At 43.8% G+C, this 23259-nt stretch carries 21 protein-coding genes and 1 pseudogene; 4 read left to right on the top strand and 18 right to left on the bottom strand.

Going from position 1 to position 23259, the window contains the following annotated elements; translation table 11 throughout:
- Nucleotides 1-25: 25 nt before the first annotated feature.
- Together NSQ49_RS08280 and NSQ49_RS08285 are read right to left on the bottom strand one after the other, a co-directional pair.
- Nucleotides 26-634 carry an exonuclease domain-containing protein gene (locus tag NSQ49_RS08280; RefSeq protein ID WP_159862112.1) on the bottom strand — a complete coding sequence of 203 codons (609 nt, stop codon included), beginning with the start codon at nt 632-634 and terminating at the stop codon, nt 26-28.
- A gap of 71 nt (nt 635-705) precedes the next feature.
- Nucleotides 706-930: a hypothetical protein gene (locus tag NSQ49_RS08285; protein WP_159862113.1), complete on the bottom strand. Its 225-nt coding sequence runs from the start codon at nt 928-930 to the stop codon at nt 706-708.
- 105 nt (nt 931-1035) lie between these two features.
- Between NSQ49_RS08285 and NSQ49_RS08290 the strand changes: the two genes are divergently transcribed.
- Entirely contained in the window at nt 1036-1764 is a 729-nt protein-coding gene (locus NSQ49_RS08290) for a DUF3784 domain-containing protein (RefSeq protein WP_251283287.1), read from the top strand.
- A gap of 339 nt (nt 1765-2103) precedes the next feature.
- Here the strand turns inward: NSQ49_RS08290 and NSQ49_RS08295 are convergent, their stop codons facing one another.
- From NSQ49_RS08295 to NSQ49_RS08310, 4 genes and pseudogenes are all read right to left on the bottom strand, one after another.
- A complete protein-coding gene (locus NSQ49_RS08295) occupies nt 2104-2592 on the bottom strand; it encodes a DinB family protein (RefSeq protein ID WP_159862115.1) in 489 nt (162 codons plus the stop codon).
- Nucleotides 2593-2910: 318 nt separating this feature from the next.
- Nucleotides 2911-4134, bottom strand: a complete 1224-nt coding sequence (locus NSQ49_RS08300; protein WP_251283288.1) for an MFS transporter — start codon at nt 4132-4134, stop codon at nt 2911-2913.
- A gap of 332 nt (nt 4135-4466) precedes the next feature.
- Entirely contained in the window at nt 4467-5024 is a 558-nt protein-coding gene (locus tag NSQ49_RS08305; protein ID WP_311315890.1) for a hypothetical protein, read from the bottom strand.
- Nucleotides 4987-5474: pseudogene (locus NSQ49_RS08310) on the bottom strand (DinB family protein). The gene NSQ49_RS08305 and the pseudogene NSQ49_RS08310 overlap by 38 nt, the downstream one beginning before the upstream one ends.
- Before the next feature lie 135 nt (nt 5475-5609).
- On the opposite strand from NSQ49_RS08310, the gene NSQ49_RS08315 reads away from it, so the two are divergent.
- Nucleotides 5610-7124 (top strand): glycine betaine uptake BCCT transporter, encoded by a 1515-nt coding sequence (locus NSQ49_RS08315; protein ID WP_159862117.1) that lies wholly within the window; start codon nt 5610-5612, stop codon nt 7122-7124.
- A 43-nt stretch (nt 7125-7167) separates the two neighbouring features.
- Here NSQ49_RS08315 and NSQ49_RS08320 read toward each other — a convergent pair whose 3' ends face one another.
- Together NSQ49_RS08320 and NSQ49_RS08325 are read right to left on the bottom strand one after the other, a co-directional pair.
- Nucleotides 7168-8031, bottom strand: a complete 864-nt coding sequence (locus NSQ49_RS08320) for an AraC family transcriptional regulator (protein WP_159862118.1) — start codon at nt 8029-8031, stop codon at nt 7168-7170.
- 285 nt (nt 8032-8316) lie between these two features.
- The gene (locus tag NSQ49_RS08325; protein WP_251283289.1) at nt 8317-10401 is read right to left on the bottom strand and encodes a catalase; all 2085 of its coding nucleotides are present in this window, start codon (nt 10399-10401) and stop codon (nt 8317-8319) included.
- Nucleotides 10402-10714: 313 nt separating this feature from the next.
- On the opposite strand from NSQ49_RS08325, the gene NSQ49_RS08330 reads away from it, so the two are divergent.
- Nucleotides 10715-11974 carry a sensor histidine kinase gene (locus tag NSQ49_RS08330; RefSeq protein WP_159862120.1) on the top strand — a complete coding sequence of 420 codons (1260 nt, stop codon included), beginning with the start codon at nt 10715-10717 and terminating at the stop codon, nt 11972-11974.
- Between the two features lie 36 nt (nt 11975-12010).
- Here NSQ49_RS08330 and NSQ49_RS08335 read toward each other — a convergent pair whose 3' ends face one another.
- The 5 genes from NSQ49_RS08335 to NSQ49_RS08355 all read right to left on the bottom strand — a co-directional run bounded on the left by NSQ49_RS08335 (nt 12011) and on the right by NSQ49_RS08355 (nt 15075).
- A complete protein-coding gene (locus tag NSQ49_RS08335) occupies nt 12011-12607 on the bottom strand; it encodes a histidine phosphatase family protein (RefSeq protein WP_251283290.1) in 597 nt (198 codons plus the stop codon).
- A 35-nt stretch (nt 12608-12642) separates the two neighbouring features.
- The gene (gene lepB, locus NSQ49_RS08340; RefSeq protein ID WP_251283291.1) at nt 12643-13164 is read right to left on the bottom strand and encodes a signal peptidase I; all 522 of its coding nucleotides are present in this window, start codon (nt 13162-13164) and stop codon (nt 12643-12645) included.
- Complete coding sequence (locus NSQ49_RS08345; protein ID WP_251283292.1) at nt 13157-13699, bottom strand: DinB family protein; 543 nt, start codon at nt 13697-13699, stop codon at nt 13157-13159. The genes lepB and NSQ49_RS08345 overlap by 8 nt, the downstream gene beginning before the upstream one ends.
- 58 nt (nt 13700-13757) lie before the next feature.
- Nucleotides 13758-14582 (bottom strand): MBL fold metallo-hydrolase, encoded by an 825-nt coding sequence (locus NSQ49_RS08350; RefSeq protein WP_251283293.1) that lies wholly within the window; start codon nt 14580-14582, stop codon nt 13758-13760.
- 94 nt (nt 14583-14676) lie between these two features.
- On the bottom strand, nt 14677-15075 hold the full coding sequence (locus tag NSQ49_RS08355; RefSeq protein ID WP_251283294.1) for a GNAT family N-acetyltransferase: 399 nt from the start codon (nt 15073-15075) through the stop codon (nt 14677-14679).
- Nucleotides 15076-15252: 177 nt separating this feature from the next.
- On the opposite strand from NSQ49_RS08355, the gene NSQ49_RS08360 reads away from it, so the two are divergent.
- A complete protein-coding gene (locus NSQ49_RS08360; RefSeq protein WP_159862125.1) occupies nt 15253-16929 on the top strand; it encodes a hypothetical protein in 1677 nt (558 codons plus the stop codon).
- Nucleotides 16930-16971: 42 nt separating this feature from the next.
- Here the strand turns inward: NSQ49_RS08360 and NSQ49_RS08365 are convergent, their stop codons facing one another.
- From NSQ49_RS08365 to NSQ49_RS08385, 5 genes are all read right to left on the bottom strand, one after another.
- A complete protein-coding gene (locus tag NSQ49_RS08365; RefSeq protein WP_251283295.1) occupies nt 16972-17817 on the bottom strand; it encodes an STAS domain-containing protein in 846 nt (281 codons plus the stop codon).
- Between the two features lie 78 nt (nt 17818-17895).
- On the bottom strand, nt 17896-19209 hold the full coding sequence (locus tag NSQ49_RS08370) for an MFS transporter (RefSeq protein WP_251283296.1): 1314 nt from the start codon (nt 19207-19209) through the stop codon (nt 17896-17898).
- Nucleotides 19210-19512: 303 nt separating this feature from the next.
- Nucleotides 19513-20802 carry a C4-dicarboxylate transporter DctP gene (gene dctP, locus NSQ49_RS08375; protein WP_311315891.1) on the bottom strand — a complete coding sequence of 430 codons (1290 nt, stop codon included), beginning with the start codon at nt 20800-20802 and terminating at the stop codon, nt 19513-19515.
- 121 nt (nt 20803-20923) lie between these two features.
- On the bottom strand, nt 20924-21610 hold the full coding sequence (locus NSQ49_RS08380; protein WP_251283297.1) for a response regulator: 687 nt from the start codon (nt 21608-21610) through the stop codon (nt 20924-20926).
- Nucleotides 21600-23192, bottom strand: coding sequence for a sensor histidine kinase (locus NSQ49_RS08385; RefSeq protein ID WP_285869072.1), 1593 nt, complete (start codon nt 23190-23192; stop codon nt 21600-21602). Before NSQ49_RS08385 ends, NSQ49_RS08380 begins: the two co-directional genes overlap by 11 nt.
- Nucleotides 23193-23259 lie beyond the last annotated feature (67 nt).

The raw sequence follows: 23259 nt of genomic DNA on the forward strand, positions 1-23259 counted from the left end.
GTGCACTCTTTTTCTGTGTGGATTTTTATCCGAGCCGGCCCTGGGCTGCTGGCTGATATTTTCTCATCGGGCCTTTTGCCAGAACATCACGCATATAGAAATCACCGGCCGGATTTGTTTTTTTCAGCAATTCCAAGAGGTATGTAATATCATCCATGGCTCGGTGTGTCTGGCTTTCCGCGATCCGGTGGGATTGAAGAAGCGTCAGCAGCTTGCTGTCTGAAAAACCGTATTCTTTCCATGGAACACTTCTCATGGTGCAATACCATTTTAATTCATTGATGTCCTCTGGATACATCCGGTACAAAAAGCTCCGGTCAAAGGATGCATTATGAGCGAAGACCGAATCAGCGTGAAAGAAGTATTTTTTTATTTTGATGTCATCAAAGCTTTTTCCTCTGACAGCTTCATAAGGAATCCCATGGACTCTGAATGCACGGCTGTAATTGTTTTTGGCTGATGGGCTGATGGGCTCCCGCAGGAATGCGGATTTATCCTTTATATCAAGAATCTCCCCTGTGTCGGCACGGTATGAAAATAGCTTTAATGCCAATTCGATGATTTCATCGGAATTTGGTCCAAGGCCCGTTGTCTCCACATCCAGCAGCAATCCCATCTTTTCCTGGTTTCTCATAGCCTGCCTCCTCTTTTTGAATTTAAATTAAGCATATATTAGAGGAGTGCTGAATGCCAGCGGAACCGCTTTTAGATCTTTTTATCGTTTTTCAGGCGGTCCACATAATCGGCATGGTAATTCTGATGCATGTATTCACGGTTTTTCATAGAATAGAAATATCCTGTCGCAAGAGACAGAAAGGCGAACAGAAAGCCTATCCCAAATCCGAAGCTATGGTATCCCATAACGATGCTGACAATGGTAATGAGCAATAGCACCACTAATATATAAAATAAAATATTTTTGCTATTCAAGGACGTGCCTCCTCTTATTTGAACTAAAAATCTGTCTTATTATTATACCAAAACCGAAACAAAACGGCGGCATTATCCGTAAAGAATAACAAGGAGGTTTTTGCCATGATTGGTCTTATCATTACACAAATTTCTGTAATTCTGCTATTCCTGCTTCTGGGATGGGCTGTACGATTCAAAAAAGCCTACTGGCTCATTTCCGGTTTCGCCTCGCGGCCGGAGATTGAAAAAGAACAATTAATCAGCAGCGGCTATCCGCAAAAAACCGGCAGCCTGCTCATTGGCACTGCAATCGGGATGCTGGTGCTCCTGCCTTTATCATTTACAGAATTCCGATTCGCAATGGAAGTGCAGTTCGGTTTTATGATAATTGTTTTGCTTGGGGGATTCATTTATTTATCCAAATATGAAGTGCCTGCCAAAAGAAAACGAAGTTATATTATTGCTCTCATCATTTTTATTGTGACTCTGGGCCCCCTCATTTACCTGACTGTCTCCAGCCATAAAGGCTATGAAATGGCACTAGCAGAGAATTCATTTGAAATTTCCGGAATGTACGGAGACGAATGGGATTATCGGGATATTCAGTCTGTTCAACTACTGGAGGAAATGCCTGAGGTCACATGGAAGCAGAATGGAATCGGCCTCCCTACCCTTTCACAGGGGCACTTTAAAGTGACCGGCTATGGCAGCAGCTTATTATTCATTCAGAAAAGCCATTCGCCGATTCTGTACATTGAACTTAAAGATAAACAGATCTTTGTGAATAGCAAAAATCCCTCAGAGACTGAGAGCTGGTATATGGTAATGAAGGAAGCAGCGGCTAACAATTAAGTTGCTGGCATAAAAGCGATTTGGGTGCTTTTTAAAAAATCCCCCCCCGAAATAACAGTACCTTTTTACATTTCTAATGACTTTTAAACTAAGAAAACTCGCCCTTTAAATTTGGCGAGTTTTCTTGTTATAGAATCTGGTTTTTCTTAAAAGCACCCATTAGCATAAGTACAATGTTTCACAAACTTATTTTGAAAAAGTAATTCTTAAATTTTGGCTTTGTTAAATAGTATTGTCGTTTTTCAGGTATAAAATATGGGAACGTCCGATTTAGACGTTCCAGTTCTTATTCCATTAAGGCCCCCTATAATGGAATACTGTAAAGCTAATGAAGATTTTTTAAAAGCTGCGTTTAGCTACCCAAGCTCCCTGCATTTTACTAAGGAATACAATTTGCCCAATATGATAGGCGTCGTGCATTGCTAAACTCTTTAGTTCAATCATTAATGGATTGTCTTCAGGGATTTCTCTATACAAATCTTCAAGTTCTGATGTTGCAAGTATTTTTTCTAGTTCACGATGAACATAGAAGTATTCTTGTTTTGTTTTCTGCCAATTTTGAGGTGTCTCAGTTGGTAATCGATATGTAGCGTCATTATTTTCTGCCTGTGGTTCATTTGTTGTTTCACCAAGAAATCGTAACAGAATTCTTTTTTCAAAGAAAAGCAAATGACAAACTAATTCCCAAATGGAATGTGCCCCTTCAACAGGTTTCCAAATTGCCTGTTCAAAGGTGATATTCTCTAGCACTTTTTCAAGTGGCGGAAACCAGTCTTCTTGATCTAAGCAACTTGCCCATTGCTGTAACAAAAGTGTCCTTACATCCATTTTCTATTCCCTCCCATTTTAATCCCTTTAATAGATAATCATTTTAGTCAAGATTCATTTGAGTTGGATTTTCTATTCAAACTTACCCCCTCTCAACCAATATCTTAAAGTTGAATCCCTATCCTTTTTGCGAATTTTAAAAAATATCAATCAGATAAGGAATACCATATTTCCCCTTAAAATGCTCGATTTATTTGTCGAAAACTAAATTTGCATTTAATTTCTTTTTCAACTAACCTGCCAATTTTGTTCAATAAAAAATGCTGCACCAGCAGCACCTAAATAAATTTCAAATATAACATGGATCTATGTTTGTTTTTAAGCGGACGTTGTTTCTGAAAAATACTGTTGCTTCCCCGGTTTTAAAAGCTGCCAGCAGACATATAGAGAAAGAAGTATATTGAGGACTGATAAAATGACAATTGTATAACGGAGCGGAAACAGATCCCCGAGAACACCGCTTCCTAATAGCAGTATAATTTGAGCCATGCTTTGTATGACACCAATCACACTGGTCATTCTGCCCATGATTTCCACAGGTACATTATTCTGATAAAAGGTTTGATATCCCGCACTTGAGAAAGCATTAAAAATGCCTAGTATTATAAATCCAGCTGCAACCATCATGAAGGAGTCTGCCAATGCATAAGTCAGATAACCTGCTGCTGTCAATAGCATGCCATAGCCCATGAGCTGCTTGAGGCTGAGCATTTTTGAAATGATGGTGATAAAGAGCGCGCCCAGGGCAAAGCCAATTCCGCTGATGCTGACAAGAAAACTATAATCCGCTTCTGTCAAACCTACAACATCCTGGATAAAGACAACCTCCTGGGAATCCATTGCAAGGGAGAACAAACCAAATGCCAGAAAGCATCCATAGACAGATAGAATAAAAATCGCGCTCCTGCCAAATGAGATGACCTGCTTCCAATCATCACGGAGTGTTTCATAGGCTAACGCTTTTACGGAAGACGATGGCAAATCTTTATCCATGTCCGGCAAAAGCCATATGATGACAGCTGAAAAGACAAAGGAGGCAGCATTTATAAAGACAGCCGTTTCAATAGTTCCAATCAAAAACAAGCCTCCTGCTATCGCTGGCCCCACAATGAAAGCTCCTGAGGCAACAAGACTGTTAATGGAGTTGAACCTTTTTCTGCTTTCAATCGGAACGAGCTTGGTTATATACACAGCGGAAGCCGGCATAAATAGAGCCTTTGCCACGCTAATTAAAAAGAGGACTGCATATATGGACCCGATGCTTCCGATAAACGGGATCAGCGCTACACCCAGTGCCCTGGCCATGTCGGTCCAAATCATAATGCTCTTTTTGTTTTTCCGGTCAATCATGCCTCCGCTCCATGAATTAGTTATTACGGAAGTGATAGGACCTATAATCCATAATCCTGCTACAGCAGCTGCTGATCCGGTTAAGTCATAGACAATCAAATTAATTGCAATCAGGTATATGAAATCTCCTAATCTGGATATCCCAGTCCCCGTGAGCAGCAATGACGCTAATTTCCAGTTAAATTGCTTCATATATCACCTGTATAATTAAAGAATTTTCTTAATTATCAGTGTATCACAAGAAGATCTGGAGAGTTACCTCCAGTACCTCCCATTAACCCTATTTAAGGGCAGCTTAAAAGCTAATTCGGTGATAAAAAAATGCCCTAGTTGATCAGGACATTTCTTTTCTATCATGTAAACCATCCAAAAAATATCTTCAAAACCGCTGCGTTTATAGATGGCTCCTGCAGCCGGGACACAGCTCTTTATTTTCCGAATGAAGCTGGCAGCAGAGTTTGACTATACACTGAGTGGCACATGTTGCTACACCAACAACCATCGCTGAGAGGGAATATCAGCTGTTATTGAAGCAGTGCTGACCATCTTAGCTCCCTCTTTGATGACCTTTTTTTTAGCCCTCTTCGCTTTCGTTCGACGGTAATGGCTGAATCGCTGAATTCAAGTATGCTGTGAAGTAGCTCCACCAGCTGTTCTGCATCTTCAGGGCCTGCCTGGCACACAGCTGATGCTTCAATACCCTCTGCCATTAACTTTATGCATTTTGCATAATATGTTTCCCTTTTTCTTTTTATGCGATGTGAAACATATGGTTCAATTTTCGCCGTTACAGCTATTAGGCCGGACATCATTCCAAGGTTCGGGTCACCAAGCATTATCTCCGCAAATCCCTTGGCATTAAAGTCTCCTGCTGCATAAGGAATGAAATTTTCTTCATATTTTAATAAAACGGCCTTTAATCTGCCGTCTTCTCCAAATTCCCCCCACACCTTTTGAAAGTCATGCTCATAGCCGTATGCTTCAATATCTCCAATAATGTACAGATTCTCAGCAGGATGCCGCTTTAAAAGACTGAAGCATTTTTCATGATGTTGTTCTGTAAGTTGTCTGATCATTTTCAATTAATGTCCTCCCGATCAAATTGGCTGACACAGGCTGAAGATTAAGGTCCCTTGCCCAGACTGACAGCTGTCCAATATGATGGATTTCATGGGCAATCATATGGTTTAAGATATCTCCCTTTTTATATTGCTTCTCCGTCCATGGGGGTGTAACAAACTCATTGTATGGGACTGGCCATTCCTCTTGAAAAAAGGTTTCTAGCTCCCTGCGGTATTCTTCGGAAAGCGCCATTACTTTATCCATAGTCGGAAAACAGGGGATCTTTCACTTCCTTGCCCTGTATCACACAAATCCAGCTGTATTCTACGTCTGCGATAGGAAAGAGGGTCTCCAGAATGCCGCCAACTCCTCCAGTCCGGTTGGCATTCAGCTCTTTCGGCTGTACGTTGACGGCACCATTCAAACCACTCATCACGCACTTGCCAGTTATAGCGAAACAACGTCAGCATACATTTACCTCCTTGTCCATATACTTGTAGGTTTCTTCAGCAAATGGGATTTTCCTTTAAAATTTCTTTTCCTCCGCATAATTAATTGCCATCTATTTAATCCTAAAGGAAGCAGCATGAGAAAGGGGATTGCAGGTGAAAAAGAATTTAATGGTTTTCTATATATCGGCCGGAATCTTATTATTGCTTGTTTTATTTGGTGTGTTTGTACCGGATTCTCTGGAGAGTGTGACAGCCAATGTGCAGGCCTTTATCACCGATAAATTCGGCTGGTACTATTTGATTCTTGTTTCGTTTATTGTCATTGTTAATTTGTACTTTTTAATAAGTCCTTTAGGCAGAATTAAGCTTGGGAAGCCGGATGATAAACCCGAATTTTCCCGCCCTACTTGGTTTGCGATGCTATTTAGTGCGGGAATGGGAATCGGTCTGGTTTTCTGGGGAGCTGCAGAGCCGGTTTATCACTATGCAGTCGGGTCTCCAACTGGAGGAGAAGTAGGAACAGACCAGGCCATTCGAAATGCCATGAGATATACTTACTTTCATTGGGGAATCCATGCATGGGCGATTTATGGCATTGTGGCGCTTGTTTTGGCTTACTTTATTTTCCGCCACGGAGAACCAGGTTTAATCAGTGCCACTTTAAAGCCGATTTTAGGCGAACAAACGCAGAAAACTACAGGGAAGATCATTGATATTCTTTCAGTGGTTGCGACTGTTATTGGTGTGGCAACAACACTTGGGTTTGGTGCTGTGCAGATTAACGGAGGGCTGTCTTATCTATTTGGCATACCGGTGAGCATTACAATCCAGTTTATTATTGTGGCTATTGTTACAGTTCTTTTCATGATATCCGCATGGTCCGGACTTGGAAAGGGCATCAAAATTTTGAGCAATGCCAATATGATTTTAGCATTGATTCTATTTCTGCTTACTTTTTTCCTGGGACCTTCTTTGTTCATCTTAAATCTGTTCACCAATACACTTGGGTCTTATCTGCAGAATTTGCCTGGCATGAGCCTCAGAATTGCTCCGTTAAATCCAGAAGTCAGGGAATGGATTAATGGCTGGACGATTTTTTACTGGGCCTGGTGGATTGCCTGGGCACCATTTGTAGGGATTTTTATCGCACGTGTTTCAAAAGGAAGAACAATCCGGGAATTCGTTTTTGGTGTCCTCCTTGTGCCGTCACTAATAGGCTTCATATGGTTTTCCGCATTTGGCGGTACTGCAATAATGCAAGAGCACAACGGTGTCTCCAAAATTTCCGAATTGGCTACTGAGGAAGCATTGTTTGGTGTTTTTTCCAACTTGCCGATGGGAACGCTCCTTTCAATCATTGCCATTTTGCTCATTTGTACATTCTTTATTACATCTGCCGATTCCGGCACCTATGTATTAGGAATGATGACAACAAACGGCTCGCACCATCCCGGCAACAAGATAAAAATGATCTGGGGGATATTGCTTGCTGCCATTTCATTGGTTCTGCTTTATTCCGGCGGGCTTCAAGCGCTGCAGAATACGATGATTGCAGCTGCTCTTCCTTTTTCCGTCATCATGGCATTAATGACCTTCAGTTTGATCAAGGCTCTGCAAAAAGAAGCGAAGGAGCTCGGAATAGGAAAAATTCCGAAGAAGAAGGTGTAGATAGAGAAACCTGCAGATCTGGCATCTGCAGGTTTCTTGCTGATTATTTTACCGGAATCCAGATCTCTGAATAATAATCGGGACTGGATGCATCACCGGCAGTATACACTTCCAGTTCAGGTGCAGCGGCATGTTCATAGCCGCTGGATGGGAACCATTCCGAGAAGATTTTTTTCCAGGCGTTCTGTATGGCATGAGGCATGGCACCATGGACTTCAAATACCGCCCATTTGGATGCCGGGACTTCCAGGATTTCGAAACTGTCCGGCTTTGCGCCTTTAAAGCTTGCGGCAATCCAGTAATCCATGCTGTCTGGTTTTGAACTGCGCTTATCCACACACACGCCAAGAATCCCTTTAATTTCGCCATTATTCAGCTTGAACAGCTTATCGGAGGTGCCGTTTCTGTTCACTTCATCCCACATTTTCGGGATGCCGGCCAGATTTTCTTCATGGACCACAGAGAACTCCTTTTTGATTCCTGCTACTTGAAAAGCTTCTTTTTCAACAATTGCATATTGCATCGGTTCTGCCCCTTTCAGACTCACCTGGATTACCAGGCGGTTATAGGATTTCAGCTTTCCGGAATATTTCCTTGCTTCCGTGGGGGTCATGCCATGCTGCCTGCGGAAAGCCTTTGTAAAAGCTTCCGGAGTGTCATAGCCATATTTATAGGAAAGATCAATCACTTTAAGGTCTGTGCAGACCAGGTCCTGTGCTGCGAGAGTTAACTTTCTTCCCCGGATATATTCGCCAGCCGGCATATCTGTCAGAATAGCAAACGTCCGCTGAAAATGGAATACCGAGGCGTTTGCTGCCTCCGCAGCCTTCTGGATTGAAAAATCTTCATCCAGCAAATGCTCTTCTATATAATCAATGGCCTTCTGCAGTGATTCGATCCATGACATTACTGAACACTCCCTTATAATTATCCTATCTTTATCTCTTTTTGGCTGCCTGTCATTTTTTGCTTTCTTTTGGCAGGTGATTAGTAAAGATTCTTATTTTAAGCAAAGAATACCTGCTGAATGAGGAATTTTTATGCTGTTAGCTGCTGGAACGGGGAAAGAACAGGAAATTCACCTGCCTATTATGCTATTTTACCGGCCAAATGGGATAGAGAGCCTCCTATCATTCATAAGAGCATAAAAAAACCAGCCGCCCGTGAACAGGCAGCTGGCTTCCATTAAAGTTTATATAGCACGTCCCCAATGGCGATGCATGGCAATGGTGTTGATTAAATTCTCACTGGAGGCTGAATCGCCGCTTTTGATTTCAACGATTCCCATTTCAGATAGCGAATGTGATTGCCCCAGCATGTTTAAGGCTTCTGCGGGCAGCAATTCTGCTCCCTCGCCGCCAAACGCAATCGTCTTAAAATGCACATAGGCTTCTCTGACGAATTCCTTGGCCTGCGGCACCTTTTTCAGTGATTCTGCGCTTTCCTTCCCTCCTGCTGCGTAGATAGCATCGTACATAACCGAATGAGAGGTCAGGAAGGTTTTCATAACTTCCAGCTCCCCGCCGTCCCCTTTAATAATTCCCAGGTTTTTGCTGACAATTTCCGGCATGACCCCAGCCGCTTTCAAAGCTTCCATTACGCTGCTGACTTCCTGATAGTTGAAGCCATTATCAGCAAGAATGGCAACTTTTCGGGTCTTAGCTGATCTGGCTGTATTCATTTGGCTTAACGCAGGAGAAGATAGCGTAACTTTGGATTCAGCCGCACCATCCGGCACCTTTGCGCCCACGCCAAGGGCAATTTGTTCAGCCAGATAAAGATCTACATTGCTGAACATATCGACTGCCTGCTGCTTCACATCCTTATTCTGGACCTTTCCAATTTCAAAACGGAAGGCTTCGATAATATGCTCCTTTTCGACTTGGGACATGCTGTTCCAGAACATTTTTGCCTGGCTGTAATGGTCACTGAAGCTTTCGCTGCGCTGGCGCACCTTGCGGCCTTCGATCTTTTCCTGATAATGAACATAGCCGCCCTCCTGTGCTGTGGCAGGACTTGGATCATTATTCTGCATCGAGTTTTTATGATAGGCAACCGGCCCTTTGTTGATCGTCATGCGATGATAGCCATCATACTGGTTATTATGAAATGGACAAACCGGCCGATTAATCGGGATCTCATGGAAGTTTGGTCCTCCAAGGCGTATCAGCTGGGTGTCTGTATAGGAGAATAACCGCCCCTGCAGCAATGGGTCATTTGAAAAATCAATGCCCGGTACGACATGGCCAGGATGGAATGCAGCCTGTTCCGTTTCAGCAAACACATTATCCTGATTCCGGTTCAGGGTCATTTTTCCAATGATTTTAACCGGAACCATTTCCTCCGGCCACAGCTTTGTTGCATCCAGAATATCAAAGTCAAAGGAGAATTCATCTTCTTCATCAATCATCTGAACACCGAGCTCAAATTCAGGGTAATCACCCATTTCAATGGCTTCCCAAAGATCGCGCCGGTGGAAATCCGGATCCTTTCCGGCAAGCTTTTGGGCTTCATCAAAAACAAGTGAATGCGTGCCCAGAACCGGCTTCCAGTGGAATTTCACAAAGCGCGCCTTTCCCTGTTCGTTCACAAACCGGAATGTATGAACACCGAAGCCTTCCATCATGCGGTAGCTGCGCGGAATGGCACGGTCTGACATTGTCCACATGATCATATGGGCGGTTTCAGTATTGTTGGCAGCAAAATCCCAGAACGTATCATGGGCTGTTGAAGCCTGCGGCATTTCATTATGCGGCTCCGGCTTGAATGAATGAACGAGATCCGGGAACTTAATGGCATCCTGTATGAAAAACACAGGAATATTGTTGCCAACTAAATCATAATTGCCTTCTTCTGTGTAAAACTTAGTAGCAAAGCCGCGGGCATCACGTACAGAGTCTGCGGAGCCGCGGGAGCCCGCAACTGTGGAGAACCGGACAAAGACCGGGGTTTTAACAGATGGATCCTGCAGAAACTTGGCCCGGGTGTATTCCGCCATGGATTCATACACCTGGAAATATCCATGTGCGCCAAAACCTCGGGCATGAACAACCCGCTCCGGGATGCGCTCATGATCAAAGTGCGTCATTTTTTCCCGAAAGTGAAAGTCCTCCATCAGCGTTGGACCGCGGGAACCGGCTTTTAACGAATGCTCATCCTCTGAAACCTTAACACCCTGATTCGTTGTCAGCTTCCTGCCTGTATTATCCATGCGAAACTCCTCAAGCTGCCTGTCCTTACTGTGCTCATTTACTCCTTTGTTTTGCTCTTGTTTCAATTGCTCATTCCTCCTTATATTGAAGAAGCAAATGCTTCCGGATTACGCTGTATGTATCTATAAATTGAAGTACCCTACATTGAAGGAGGTAAACTGCAAAATAAAAGAAAGCAGGAATTGATCTGAGTCTCTTAACAGGAATCCAGACAGGTACCTTTTCACAGATTATATATTTTTGAATAAACTGGTTCCGCCAGCCTCCAAATTTTTGTTTTTTCTGACAATAATATATAAAAAAAGCAAATGAGTATTGTCAATAATAGTAAAACAATATAGAATTTTCTTATAACCTCATAAAGAGGGGGGTGAAACGGTGGAAATCACAAAGCATTTTTTCTTCAATCTATCGCTCTTGATGGTTATCTTGTTTATTGTGCTTGTATGGGCGGAAAAAAGCTCTAAATTCCGGTTTTCCAAAGTCTGTTCCTTTGCATGGCTTTTGTTTATGATCTGGATATGCTTTCAGTTTTCCTTTCAGCCAAGCCCCCATTACTTTTTTGATTTGCGATTGATACCTGTCATCATCGGCGGATTATATGCCGGATTAGGCCTCGTACTGGGCGGGTCTGTTATATTGATGAGAAGTTTTTATGGAATAGAGCCTGGATTTTATTCTAATATTTTTTTATATTTACCCTTAGGGATTATTCTTTGGAAGCTCTATCCCTGGTTTTGGAAGCAGGCGCCACGGAAAAGGATCCGCTTTTCGGTCATCATTACCATGTTTTTAAGTGTAGCAACGGTCTTGGTAATGGAATTTAGCGTGCCCCCTCAAAACCGGTTCGACGCCTGGTTTGCTTATTTAATAATTCCTTCATTGGGTGTCTTTATGATTACATATGTATTTGAGTTCGCTAAAAAAAACCTGGATATGCGCGAGAATCTCGTCCGGGCTGAAAAGCTTGAAGCTGTCGAGCAAATGGGTGCCGCCATCTCCCATGAAATCCGCAACCCCCTGACAGCTGCTATCGGATTTGTGCAGCTTTTGCAGGAACAGCGGCTGCCACCGCGGAAAAGGGGGGAGTATTTGAGCATTGTGAAGGCTGAGCTGGAATCAGCTGAACAGGTCATCCAGAACTATTTAACTTTTTCCAAGCCATCTTTAGATAAGATCGAAGAAATTAATGTAAAAAAAGAACTTATGCAGGTAATGAATATATTAAAACCGACAGCCAACCAGAATTCCGTCGAGATCAATGCCCACTTTGCCCTCCTGGGATCGATTAAGGGAGACCGGCAAAAATTCCACCAATGCTTCTTGAATGTCATTAAAAATTCAATTGAGGCTATGCCTCGCGGCGGGCAATTATACATAGAGACCCACTATAGCAGCAGCCAGATCACCATCGAAATAAAAGACACCGGCGTGGGCATGACTCCCGAACAGCTTCAGCGCCTGGGAGAACCCTATTATTCCACTAAAGGCTCCAAAGGGACCGGCCTTGGAATGATGGTTGTATTCAGTATTGTAAGGGCCATGAGTGGCACTGTCCGGGTCAAAAGCGAAGTTGATAAAGGAACTGTTTTCACTTTTACCTTTCCGAATTATAAGTCGGAAATACATAAGGATTAAAAAAAACAGCAGGAAATTCTGCTGTTTTTTTGATGTTTATTTTGATTCAATCTGCTCCGCTTCCAGATGCTTCGTGCAATTATACAACTCGCAGTTCCATTTGCTTTCCTTTAATAACAGTTCCGTAATAGAGGTGTTTTTCGGCGGAGTGGATAGATCTGTCTGCGGAACCAGTTCTCTTAGGAGATGGCGAATGAAGGAGCCGTGGCTTACGATCAAAACGTTCTCGTCCGGATGCCTTTCTGCAATCTCCTGCAGGAAGCCAAGACCTCTTTTCAAAACACTTTCTTTCGCCTCGAAACCAAGGTCCATTTCTCGCCAATTCTTGCCCCATTTCTCAAGACGCTCTGCTTCGGTTGTTCCTTCAATCATTCCTCCACTGACTTCCCTTATTCGGGAATCAAGGTGCAGTGGAATCGAACCGATTTTCTCCTGAATGACTTCTGCCGTCTGCTTTGCCCTCAGGAGATTACTGGAGTAAATCACATCCCAGTTTTCGCCGCTAACCCGTTCGGCCAGACGTTCGGCCTCAGCCAGCCCCTCTTCATGAAGGGGAATATCAGAGCTTCCCTGTGCCCGTCCTTCTTTATTCCAGGGGGTGATTCCATGACGGATTAATCCGATTTTGGTCATTTGGACAACGTCCTTTCTCTTTCAATAATTAGGTTCTATTCTACTTTCCTCATACTTGTAAAAGGATACCAGACAAATTTACTGACGCCAATAATCCGCTCTTTCTCTATAAACCCGAGTCCATTTCGGCTGTCCCTGCTGACCAGGAGGTTGTCACCCATGACGTAATAATGATCACTCGGTACCGTCAGAGGGCCGAAGTCACCGGTCAGTTTGCTGACAATCCCATCGGCTGCTTTGCGATTTTCAGCAAGGTAGTCTTCATCCCATTGCTGGCCGTTAATATACAGCTGGTCATCCTTCATTTCCAGTTCATCGCCAGGGAAACCTATTAATCTTTTTACATAGTTTTTTTCATCGCCCCTGATGATGACAACATCGCCTCTGTTCAATTCTTCAAATTTATTAACAAAGATTTTTTCCTCATCATGAAGGGTCGGATCCATGGATGCTCCTTCCACATAGTACGGCGAAAAGAGAAAAACCTTTATGACCAATGTAATTCCAAAGGCAATTAGAAGGGATTTCAGCCAGCTTGCCAGTTCATGCTTATCCATTCACTCTGCCGTAGCTTTCTGCACCCATATACCGTTCTTTGATTAAGGTGCGGTGGTGATGTTCATGGCCGGCAATGATATACGCAATGGCCCTGGCGGTTACCTCGGTGCCGTTCGCATTCCCTCGCCTTAGCAGCGCCTCATCATCCAGGCTTTTCAGTAAAGCAATCGTATTTTGACGAACCTGGGACATTTGTGCTGAAAGTTCCCTAATGCTGAAGCGGTTAAATTTCCCATTCTTTACATACTGGTTATCATCATAACCCGGCAGCTCAGCCTTCTCACCTCTGCCAATGCAAAGCATTCGATAGCTCATGATGCGTTCAGTATCTGTAATATGGCCGATCACTTCTTTAATTGTCCATTTTTCCGGAGCATACCTGAACTGGGCCTGGTCTTCCTTCAGATCTTTAACCAGATTCATTGTTTCCCTCATTTGTTCATCGAGGATCTGCAGAAGGTCCCCTTCCGGTATAGAGCTGACATATTTCTCGTAATACGGTGCATACTCATTTGATTCAGGTTTCTTTAACATCTCGTCCCCTCCTATTCTATTACCTTATTTTACTAAATTTTCATATTAACAGCCAGCATCAGGTCTGAAAAAGCTCGCCCCTGACAGCTTTGACATATCGCTCAGCTGACCGTTGAACAGCAAGGTCTGCCTCTTTTTCTACCACTCTGTGAAACGCATTGTAAATCCGGTCAAATGACAGCGGTTTGATTTTGCCGGCTATCCATTCAACGGTTTCGGCGGGAAGCGGAATGAGGTTCGGGTAGCTGTACATGAAGCTGACCCAAGCCCTGTCCGCAACGACCTGAATTATGTCGCCAGTCAGCATGATGCCTTTCCCCTCATTCCCCTTTTCCCAATGAAGGACAGCACCGCCTTTAAAATGGCCGCCCATGCGATAGATGACCAGGCCATCATGAAGCTTCAGACTTTCACCGCTCCAGAAAATGATGTGCTCACTATTCCTCATTACCCACTCCCTATCATCCTCATGGATATAAATCGGCACATTGAATGCTTCCGCCCATTCAACCTGGGCTGAATAATAATGAGGATGGGACAGTGCAATTGCGTTAATTCCGCCTAATTCTTTTATGGTTTCAATCGTGTGCTCATCAAGATAGGTAATGCAATCCCACAACAGATTAAAGCCATTTTGCTGAACAAGGTAGGCTGTCTGGCCGATGGCAAACTCCGGGGCTGTTTTCAAGCTGTAAAGGTGTGGTTCCTCCTGCTTTATTTCATTCGTATAATCTTGGCTTACAATCATTGCATGCAATGTTGTCCATTCCTGGCCGCGGGGTCCAACGTACTGGCGCTCTTCCAGGCAAATGGGACAGCTTTCAGGCTGATGTGCAGCTGGCGGAAATTGTGTTCCACATGTTTTGCATATATATTTTTCCATGAAATTGCCTCCGTTCTCATACTGGTTACATTAACCATTTTAAGACCTGACACAATAAGCTGAATCACCGTTCCGGCTGAAAGCATCTACAGCTTTAGCCTGAAGTCTTATACTTTAAGCCTAATGTAAAAATTTCAAACCCCAGCTTTTCATAATAGCCTGCTTTGTCTTCCTCGGCGAGCAATTGTAAATGGAGACTGGCCTTAGCGCACTCTTCTGCAAGCCTTCGCACCATTTCCTTGCCAATGCCCTGGCTGCGGAAATCAGGATCGACGATTACTCCGCAAAGATATGCATTGATCACTCCATCTGAAATAATTCGTCCTGTCCCGACCAGGCTCTCTCCATCATAGGCACTGATTACAAGCAAGCTCCCCTCCATCGCCTTATACAATTTTTCTTTTGGCATCTTCAAAAAATCATTCCAGCCGTCAAGTTCATATAACTGAAATAACTGATCCTGGTCCGGTATAGCCCATTCATATGTAATCATGAAAAATCTCCTTCATATGGGAATGCTAATCCTATTCTGGTTCGAGCCGGAAGAATCCTTCTTTTAAGAATTATGCTGGGATGCTGCTCAAGAACACTTAAAGATCAGCTTTATGAAACTTTTTGGTTTTTCATCCGTAACAGATAGTAACGAACTTTTTATTAGGGGAGATTCATAATGGGAAATATATTTATTTTTTCACTCATAGCCGGACTGGCGATTTCTATCCTGCTGATACCGTTCAGCTATAAATCCAAGGAAAAGGAAGGCAGGAAACGGGGAACCGGAATTATGGCCGCCACAGCCGCAGTATCTGTGCTGCTTGTTTTTGCTGTGTATTATTTCTCCAATCTGGACCGAAACCTGACCAGCTTATGGCTGTTAGCGGTTATCGCTTCATTAATTGGAGCCGTTCTTGCGACAGGCAGGGAACGAATGATCAAAACCGGTGTGTTTGCCGTCAGCCTGATAGCAGGAATTTTCTTTCTGACCGCTTTCCTCTTCAATGCAGATGAAAAATATGAGAGTGCCAAAATGAAGGAAAAAACGGAGATTGAGACATTTGATGAAAAAGAAACACCTGCAAGCGTGCCGCCGAAGTTTGCCCGCAATAAAATGAAGAAGGCTTTCGGGCAGGTTCCCAACACGAGCTATTACGAACTCGGCAGCCTGCAGATCCAAAAAGTCAATGGAGAGTATGTGTATATAGCTCCTGTAGAGTTTTCCGGCTTTTTCAAATGGTGGAATGGAGATAAGACACCAGGCTATTTTACTATTAGCGCCACTGATTCCACAGCTAATCCAAAGTTTGTGAAAAGCGATATGGTGTATACACCATCCTCTTATTTTAATAAAAATATAGAGCGCCATATCCGGATGCAGTATCCACAGGCGATTTTTTACGGAGATGTGCAGCTGGAAGTGGATGAAGACGGAAAGCCGTTTTATATCCGTTCTTATGGAGAGTTTATTTCAGCGAGAAATGGCTTTGATGTTAAAGGCATCGTCATGGTTGACCCGCTGAACGGACAGACAAAGTCTTATAAACTTGCCGATGTGCCGGCTTTTATTGATGGAGCAGTCTCTCCTGAAACGGTCAGTCTGCAAAATAGTTATTTCGGGAATTATGTCCATGGCTTCTGGAACAGCAAATTTGGAAAATCAGATGTAAGGCTTCCATCTGATGAAGGAACGGAGGCCAATGTGAGTCCGATTTTTGATGAAAATGGTGACATGTACTACTTCACTGATTTTACAAGTCCAAAAGAAGGCGTAGATTCGATGCTTGGCTATTCTCTGACAAATTCAAGGACAGGTCAGGCCACCTTCTATACAGGCAATCTCGAGGAATCATATATGGACTCCCAGGGTGCCCTGCAGATTATCGAAAAGAAATTTATCGAGAAAAAATGGAGCGGTGAAATGCCTGTTCTGTATAACTTCTACGGTGAAGCGAGCTGGCTGACGCCTGTTCTTGATGCCAACGGATTCCTGCAGAACTACTTTATTGTATCTGCAGCCAATCCGGAAATATCGGCTTATGGTACAACGCCAAATGAAGCATTGCGTTCCTATAAAACTGCATTGCAGCGAGGCGGAGGCACTGTAGACGGAAGCTCGAAGGCAGAGGAAAAACAGGTGAACGGATCTGTACTTCGAGTGTACAAGGAGAAGTCCGGTGATTACACTGTCATATCGTTCCTTCTCGATAACCGCCAGAGCTATGTGGTTTCATCTGAAACCGTGCCGATGGCCATTTATCTGCAGGAAGGCGATCAGGTGGACGTAAATTATCTGGATACAGGTGAAGCCTTCCTGCCAGTGAAGGACATGACCATTAAAGGATTAAAATAGATAGAAAAACACGATGAAGCCAGTCTTCATCGTGTTTTTGTATTAACCTGCTATTATTTTTGCTGATTTAATGGCAGTTGATAGCGTGGATGTAATGTTAACGTGATCAAATGACAACCCGAGCTGTACGGCAGTCTGGGCAATTTCCGGCCTTAGGCCGGAGATTGTGGTCTTTACGCCGATCAGGCTTAGCGCTTCTATGAGCTGGAATAGCTGGTGGGCTACCATCGTATCGATCATGACTACACCTGAGAGATCCAAAAAGAGCTGAGTCACCCCTAATTTATTGCATTGCTGAAGTGTATTTTCAAGCATGATTTTCGCACGTGTGGTATCAATATCCCCGACAAGCGGCAGAAGCGCGATATCTTCCGTCAAAGAAATGACCGGGGAGCTGAGCTCAAGGATTAAAGCCTGCTGAGCCTGCAGCCTCTTTTGGGAATGATTATTATATTCCTCCGTGAACCAGGTAACCACTTCACCAATGGTTTTAGTAATCATCCTGCGCCATAAGGAAATTTGCTTTTCATTAAATTGGCCCTGATTGATTTCAACGAATTGCTCCAGCAGATTCAAATACTGTTCCTGGGTGTTAAAAAACTCCTGGAGGATCTTCTCCAGAGGGGTGCGGAGATGTTCATCATCCTGCGCCACTTTGACAATCCATCCTTCCAAATCATGAAAAAAAGTTTCTTCATCTTTATCAAAGACTTCGGAGAACTCTTTGTGGAACTCGTAATTTTGCTTCTTTACTCGTTCGATCACAGCGGGGTCTTCCGAGGTATAAATCCCGCCGCTTTTTTCTTTGTTCACATTTTTATACCATTCTTCTGTTAAGTCCCATGTTTTTTCAAGGAAAAATTGATATAAATCATGATTACGATGCATGCCCGTCTCCCCTAACCGAACTGTTATTTCAATAATTTTATTTTAACCGAAGAGAAATAAAGTGTCGATTTTTAGCCTCTACCTATACTCGGCTAACTCTCTGCCGGCAGCATACTGATAATCTGCCCCCTGCCTTGGAAGCATTATGCTTAAGGCAGATGCGAATATCAGAAGAATAATGGAGGCAATGAAAGAACTGTCATAGCTGCCTGTCAGATCAAATAATACACCAGGGACAAAGGAACCGAGAGCTGACCCCAGCTGATGGCTCAAATAGATCCAGCCAATCACTGCTCCTGCGGACAGATGACTGAAATATTCCGCGGCCAGCTTCATAGTTGGTGCGACAGTGGCAAAATTAACAATTCCAAAGCTGATGGCAAATAGGATGAGCAGATGGGACTGGGTGATGAAAAAGCCAAATAGTGAAGCATCATTCAAGATGATCAGAAGCAGAACAATAGTCAGAGCCCTCACTCCGTAGAGAAAGGCAAGGATTTTTCTGCAATTCCACCTATCTGCCAGGAACCCGGAAACAACAGTGCCAAAAATATTAAAGCCGGCCAGCAGGCTGACAGCGGCTCCCGTAACGCCAGGCGTAAATCCGCAATATTGGGCAAATGGAATAAGGTGCGTATCCATCAGCCCAGTAGTCGTCACGCCGCACACGAAAAACGGGAGCATGAGAAACAGGAATTCTTTCCTCCTTAAAAGCTGGAATATAGATAGCGTCCCTTTTGGTGCTTCCTTTTTCTCCTGCAGGCCCTTCTCACTTTCACTCACTTTTGCTCCGTACGCATGGATATGCAGATCAGCCGGGTTCGAACGGATAAAAAGCAGAAGCAGCGGGAAAATGATTATTATCAAAAAGCAGCCGAGCACCAGGACGGTTGTCTTCCAGCCCAGCTGGTCAATTAGGAATAAGGAGAGCGGGACGAGAATAAGCTGTCCTGCGGCTGTGCCTGCAGACATCAGTCCCATCGCCATTCCTTTTTTATCTGCAAACCAGGTCGCCACTGCCATCGTTCCCGCTACATTGGATGCACCGCCAAAGCCAACTGAGGCGACTACTCCGTAGATGATCATCAGCTGAACGGGGCTGGTGGTAAAAAAGGTCAGAAGTGTTGAAAAACCAATAACCAGTATACTGAAGGATAGAATGTAACGGATGCCATACTTATCAATCAGCCGGCCGACATACGGCTGTGAAATGGCAAAAACAATATAGCTCACAAAAGCAATGAAGGAAATAACACTTCGATTTGCCGAAAACTCATGCTCCCATGGCGCCATAAACGCTCCGAACGACAATCGAACCCCCTGTGCAGCCAGCAAAGCCAAAAACGTCAGCACTAAAATTATCCACGCATAATGAACCTTTGAGCGCTTCACTACGTAAACCTTCTTTCCGGTGACAGGTACCTATACCACTTTGGCCAAGTGGTATAGGTACCTGTCACATTTTTTAAAAATAATCATACCATAAAATTTTTATAACTTTCTAAATTTTATTTGTCTTTCGTGTTTATTCAACAATTTACTTTTCAATCAAACGTTTGATTGAAAAGACATGGAAATACTGTCAGTTCTGAATTTTTCCCGGGAAATTACTGCAATAATTGTCGCCTGCACAGCGGGTATTTCGACAATATAAATGGAAAGGCCATTCCCCCAAAAGGAGAATGGCCTTTCCATTTATACTGCCTGCTTTTGCTGTTCCTGCTTCATTAATTTCATATCACTGATGGCTTGTTTCGCCTTATTTTCATCAAATTCATTTTCACTCTTCGCTACAACCATCGTGGCAATTCCGTTTCCGATCAGGTTTACGATTGCTCTTCCTTCACTCATGAAACGGTCTACACCAAGAAGCAGAGCCAATCCTTCAAGAGGAATAACCTGCAGGGCGGCAAGCGTGGATGCCAATACGATAAACCCGCTGCCTGTAACACCTGCTGCTCCCTTTGAAGTAAGCATTAATACTAGCAGAATCGTAATCTGCTGGCCGATTGTCAGATCCACTCCGAATACCTGGGCAAGGAAGACAACAGCCATAGACAGGTAGATGGATGTACCATCCAGGTTAAAGGAGTAGCCTGTTGGAATGACAAGACCCACCACCGATTTGGAGCAGCCGATGCGCTCCATTTTATCCATCATTCTCGGAAGCACTGATTCTGATGAACTTGTACCTAATACGATCAAAATTTCATCTTTGATGAACTTCAGATAATTCCATAAGCTGAATCCGTACATTTTGCAGATAATGTTTAATACAACAAAGATAAATAAGAACATTGTCACGTACACGGAAATCATCAGTTTGCCCAGTGGTACAAGTGATGCAAGTCCGAAGTGTCCGATTGTATAGGCCATGGCGCCAAATGCTCCAAGCGGGGCGGCCTTCATGACATAGCCGATGATTTTAAAGAATACCAGTGATAGCTTATCCAAAAATTCAATGACGATTTTGCCCTTTTCTCCAAGAGCCGCCAAGCCGACCCCAAATAGTACAGAAAAGAATAATACCTGCAGGATATCTCCTTTGGCAAAGGCATCCACCATGTTGGAAGGAACAATATGTGTCACAAACTCAATCCAATTGATGCCCTCTCCGCCATTGGCTGTATACTGTGAAACATCTCCTTTTTCCAATTCATTAAAGTTCAGTCCTGCACCCGGTTTAATGACATTTACGACGATCAGGCCGATCATTAAAGCAAGTGTAGTAACAATCTCAAAATAAATGAATGCTTTTCCGCCTACCTTGCCGACTTTTTTCATATCGCCCATTTTTGCGATTCCAAGGACGATGGTCAGGAAGATAATCGGAGCGATGACCATTTTGACTGCGTTTATGAAGGTGTCGCCTACAGGCTTCATTTCTTTTCCGACTTCCGGCCAAATAAGCCCGACCATAACACCGATAAAAATAGCCGTTAACACCTGAAAGGTTAAATTCTTATAAATCCGCTGCTTCTTCACTCTTATCTCAGCTCCTTTTTTCTAACTATTCATTCTATTAGAAATGATAGCGTTTTCAGATAAAAGAGAGAAGTTTATGGTCATAACGGATGTTTTGTTCATTTTGGTCTTAAGAAAACAGCTAAACGATGACATACCGATTTACAGGCCTGCCCACGCCCCCATACTGCACATCCAGCAAGATCGCTCCGCTTTTTTCAAGGTAATCCAGATAGCGGCGGGCGGTAACTCTGGCAATGCCGATGCCGTTCGCGACTTCTTCGGCAGAGCGGGGTTCAGTCTGCTGTTTCATAAACGCAGTAATTTCATTTAAGGTGAATTCATTTAGCCCTTTCGGCAATACGTTTTCTTCTTTCTTCGCCTGCTTCGCATAAATCAGGGCATCAAGCTGCTCCTGTGAGAGGGTGCCCGATTCCTTAAGGCTTTCTCTATAATGGCGGTACTTTTCGAGAGCCTGCTGTATCCTGTTCAGCTTAAAGGGCTTTATTATATAATCCCTGGCTCCGTTTTGAAGCATCTGCTTGATGGTTTCCTTATCCTTTGCAGCGGAAACGACGATGACATCCGAATCAAGGTGCTGTTTTCTAAATTCCTTCAAGGTTTGAATGCCATCTTTTTTTGGCATAAAAATATCCATGATCACCAGGTCAGGCTGCAGTTTTTTTGCCAGGGTAATGCCTTCCTCCCCATTCCCGGCCGCTCCGATGATCTTAAAGCCTGGCACACTTGCTATAAATTCTTTATTCACTTCCTGGACCATTGGATCATCTTCGATCAGCAGCACACTGATTTCTTCTTTAATCGCCATATGATTCTCCCTCCGCTTCCATCGGAAAAATGATTGTAAAAGAGCTTCCTTCATCCTTGCTTGTTGAAACCTCGATTGCTCCCCCGCCTTTTTCTGCAATTTGCTTGACGAGGTAAAGTCCGTAGCCTGTCCCGCCAGATTTATTGGCAGTAAATCCTTTTTCATAGATCTTTGGCAAAATTGATTCCTCTATGCCGCTTCCGTTATCTTCCACCAGCAGGGCACAAATCTCGTCTGTCTGCTCAATGCTGATATCCACTTTTCGATCTTCCCGATCGCTATGCTCAAAAGCCCCGAAGGCATTCTCAATGAGATTGCCCAGCAGCAGAACAAAATCATGGTGATCCAGCCGGTCCGGAAACTTCTCCAGACTGCTGTTAGAGTCGATGACGACTGTAATGCCCAATTCCTTGCCGCGCCGCACCTTGCTTAATAGTAGACCTGCAATGGCATCGTTCCGGATATTATCACTGAGGAAATTCGAGAGGGTTTCCTGCTCTTCAGAAGCGTCGAACGTCAGCTTTAATGCTTGATCCGCTTTCCCGAGCTGAATCAGACCGGCAATGGTGTGAAGCTTGTTCATATGCTCATGATTCTGCACCCTGAGCGCCTCTACAAAGCTTTTCACTCCTGTCAGCTCTTCAGCCAGCTTCGTGACTTCTGTACGGTCCTGGAAGATGGCTACCGCTCCGATCTTTTCATTGTCTTTCCGGATCGGAATTCGGGTGCTCAGTATGACCTTGCCGCTCACTATAATTTGCTCATTATAAACGGCGCGGTTGCTCTCCACAATCTCGGGAAGCCTTGTATCTTTTAAAACAGATCTGATTTTTTTGCCTGCGACACGGCCTGCCACATTAAAAATTTTCTTGGCTTTGTCATTAAAAATCGTAATATTTTCCTGGTTGTCGATCGCAATTACGCCTTCATTGATCGAATGGAAAGTGGCTGTCCTTTCCTCCAGCATCCGTTTGATTTCGTGTGGCTCAAGCTGAAACATCTGCTTTTTAATATGATTGGCGAGCATTAAAGAGCCGATCAGACCGAATATGAGCGTCAGCAGAACAATGATACTGATTTCATCTTTCAAATCTGCGATTATTTCGGTTATGGAAGGGATCTTGTTGCCGACTGCCACCACACCGATTTGGTTGAGGTTTTCATCCTTGATCGGGATAAACGCGCGGATAAAGATGCCTGCTTCTCCCTCTGCCTTGGAAAAATAAATATGTTCGGCAAATGCGGGCTTTTCATCCTCGCCTGCAGATGGCTTGCCGATCAATTCCCTGACCGGATGAGAATAGCGGATACGTTCCATATTCATGATCACTATATAATCTGTTTCATTAATAATGCGAATTTCCTCTGCAACTTTGTTGACCGTCTTCCAGCCCTGCGGCTGCAGGATCCCCTTTTTCACATCTGACAGCTCTGCCACCGTTCTGGCAGTATTCATCGAGCGAATTCTCAGTTCTTTTTCTTCCTGCTCCTGGATGTTAGCAATCACAACCATCCCGCCAATCAATAAAGAAAAAATGACGACGGCATAAGAAAGAATGGTAATCTTCCAGCGGATGGGCATCTGATTCACAAGGGGTCCCTCCCTTCTGTCTTTACGGATAGAATTCTTGTAAGTATGATAACATTAA

It is taken from the genome of Cytobacillus sp. FSL R5-0377 (assembly GCF_038004385.1).
In the GTDB taxonomy this organism is placed as follows: Bacteria; Bacillota; Bacilli; order Bacillales; family Cytobacillaceae; genus Cytobacillus.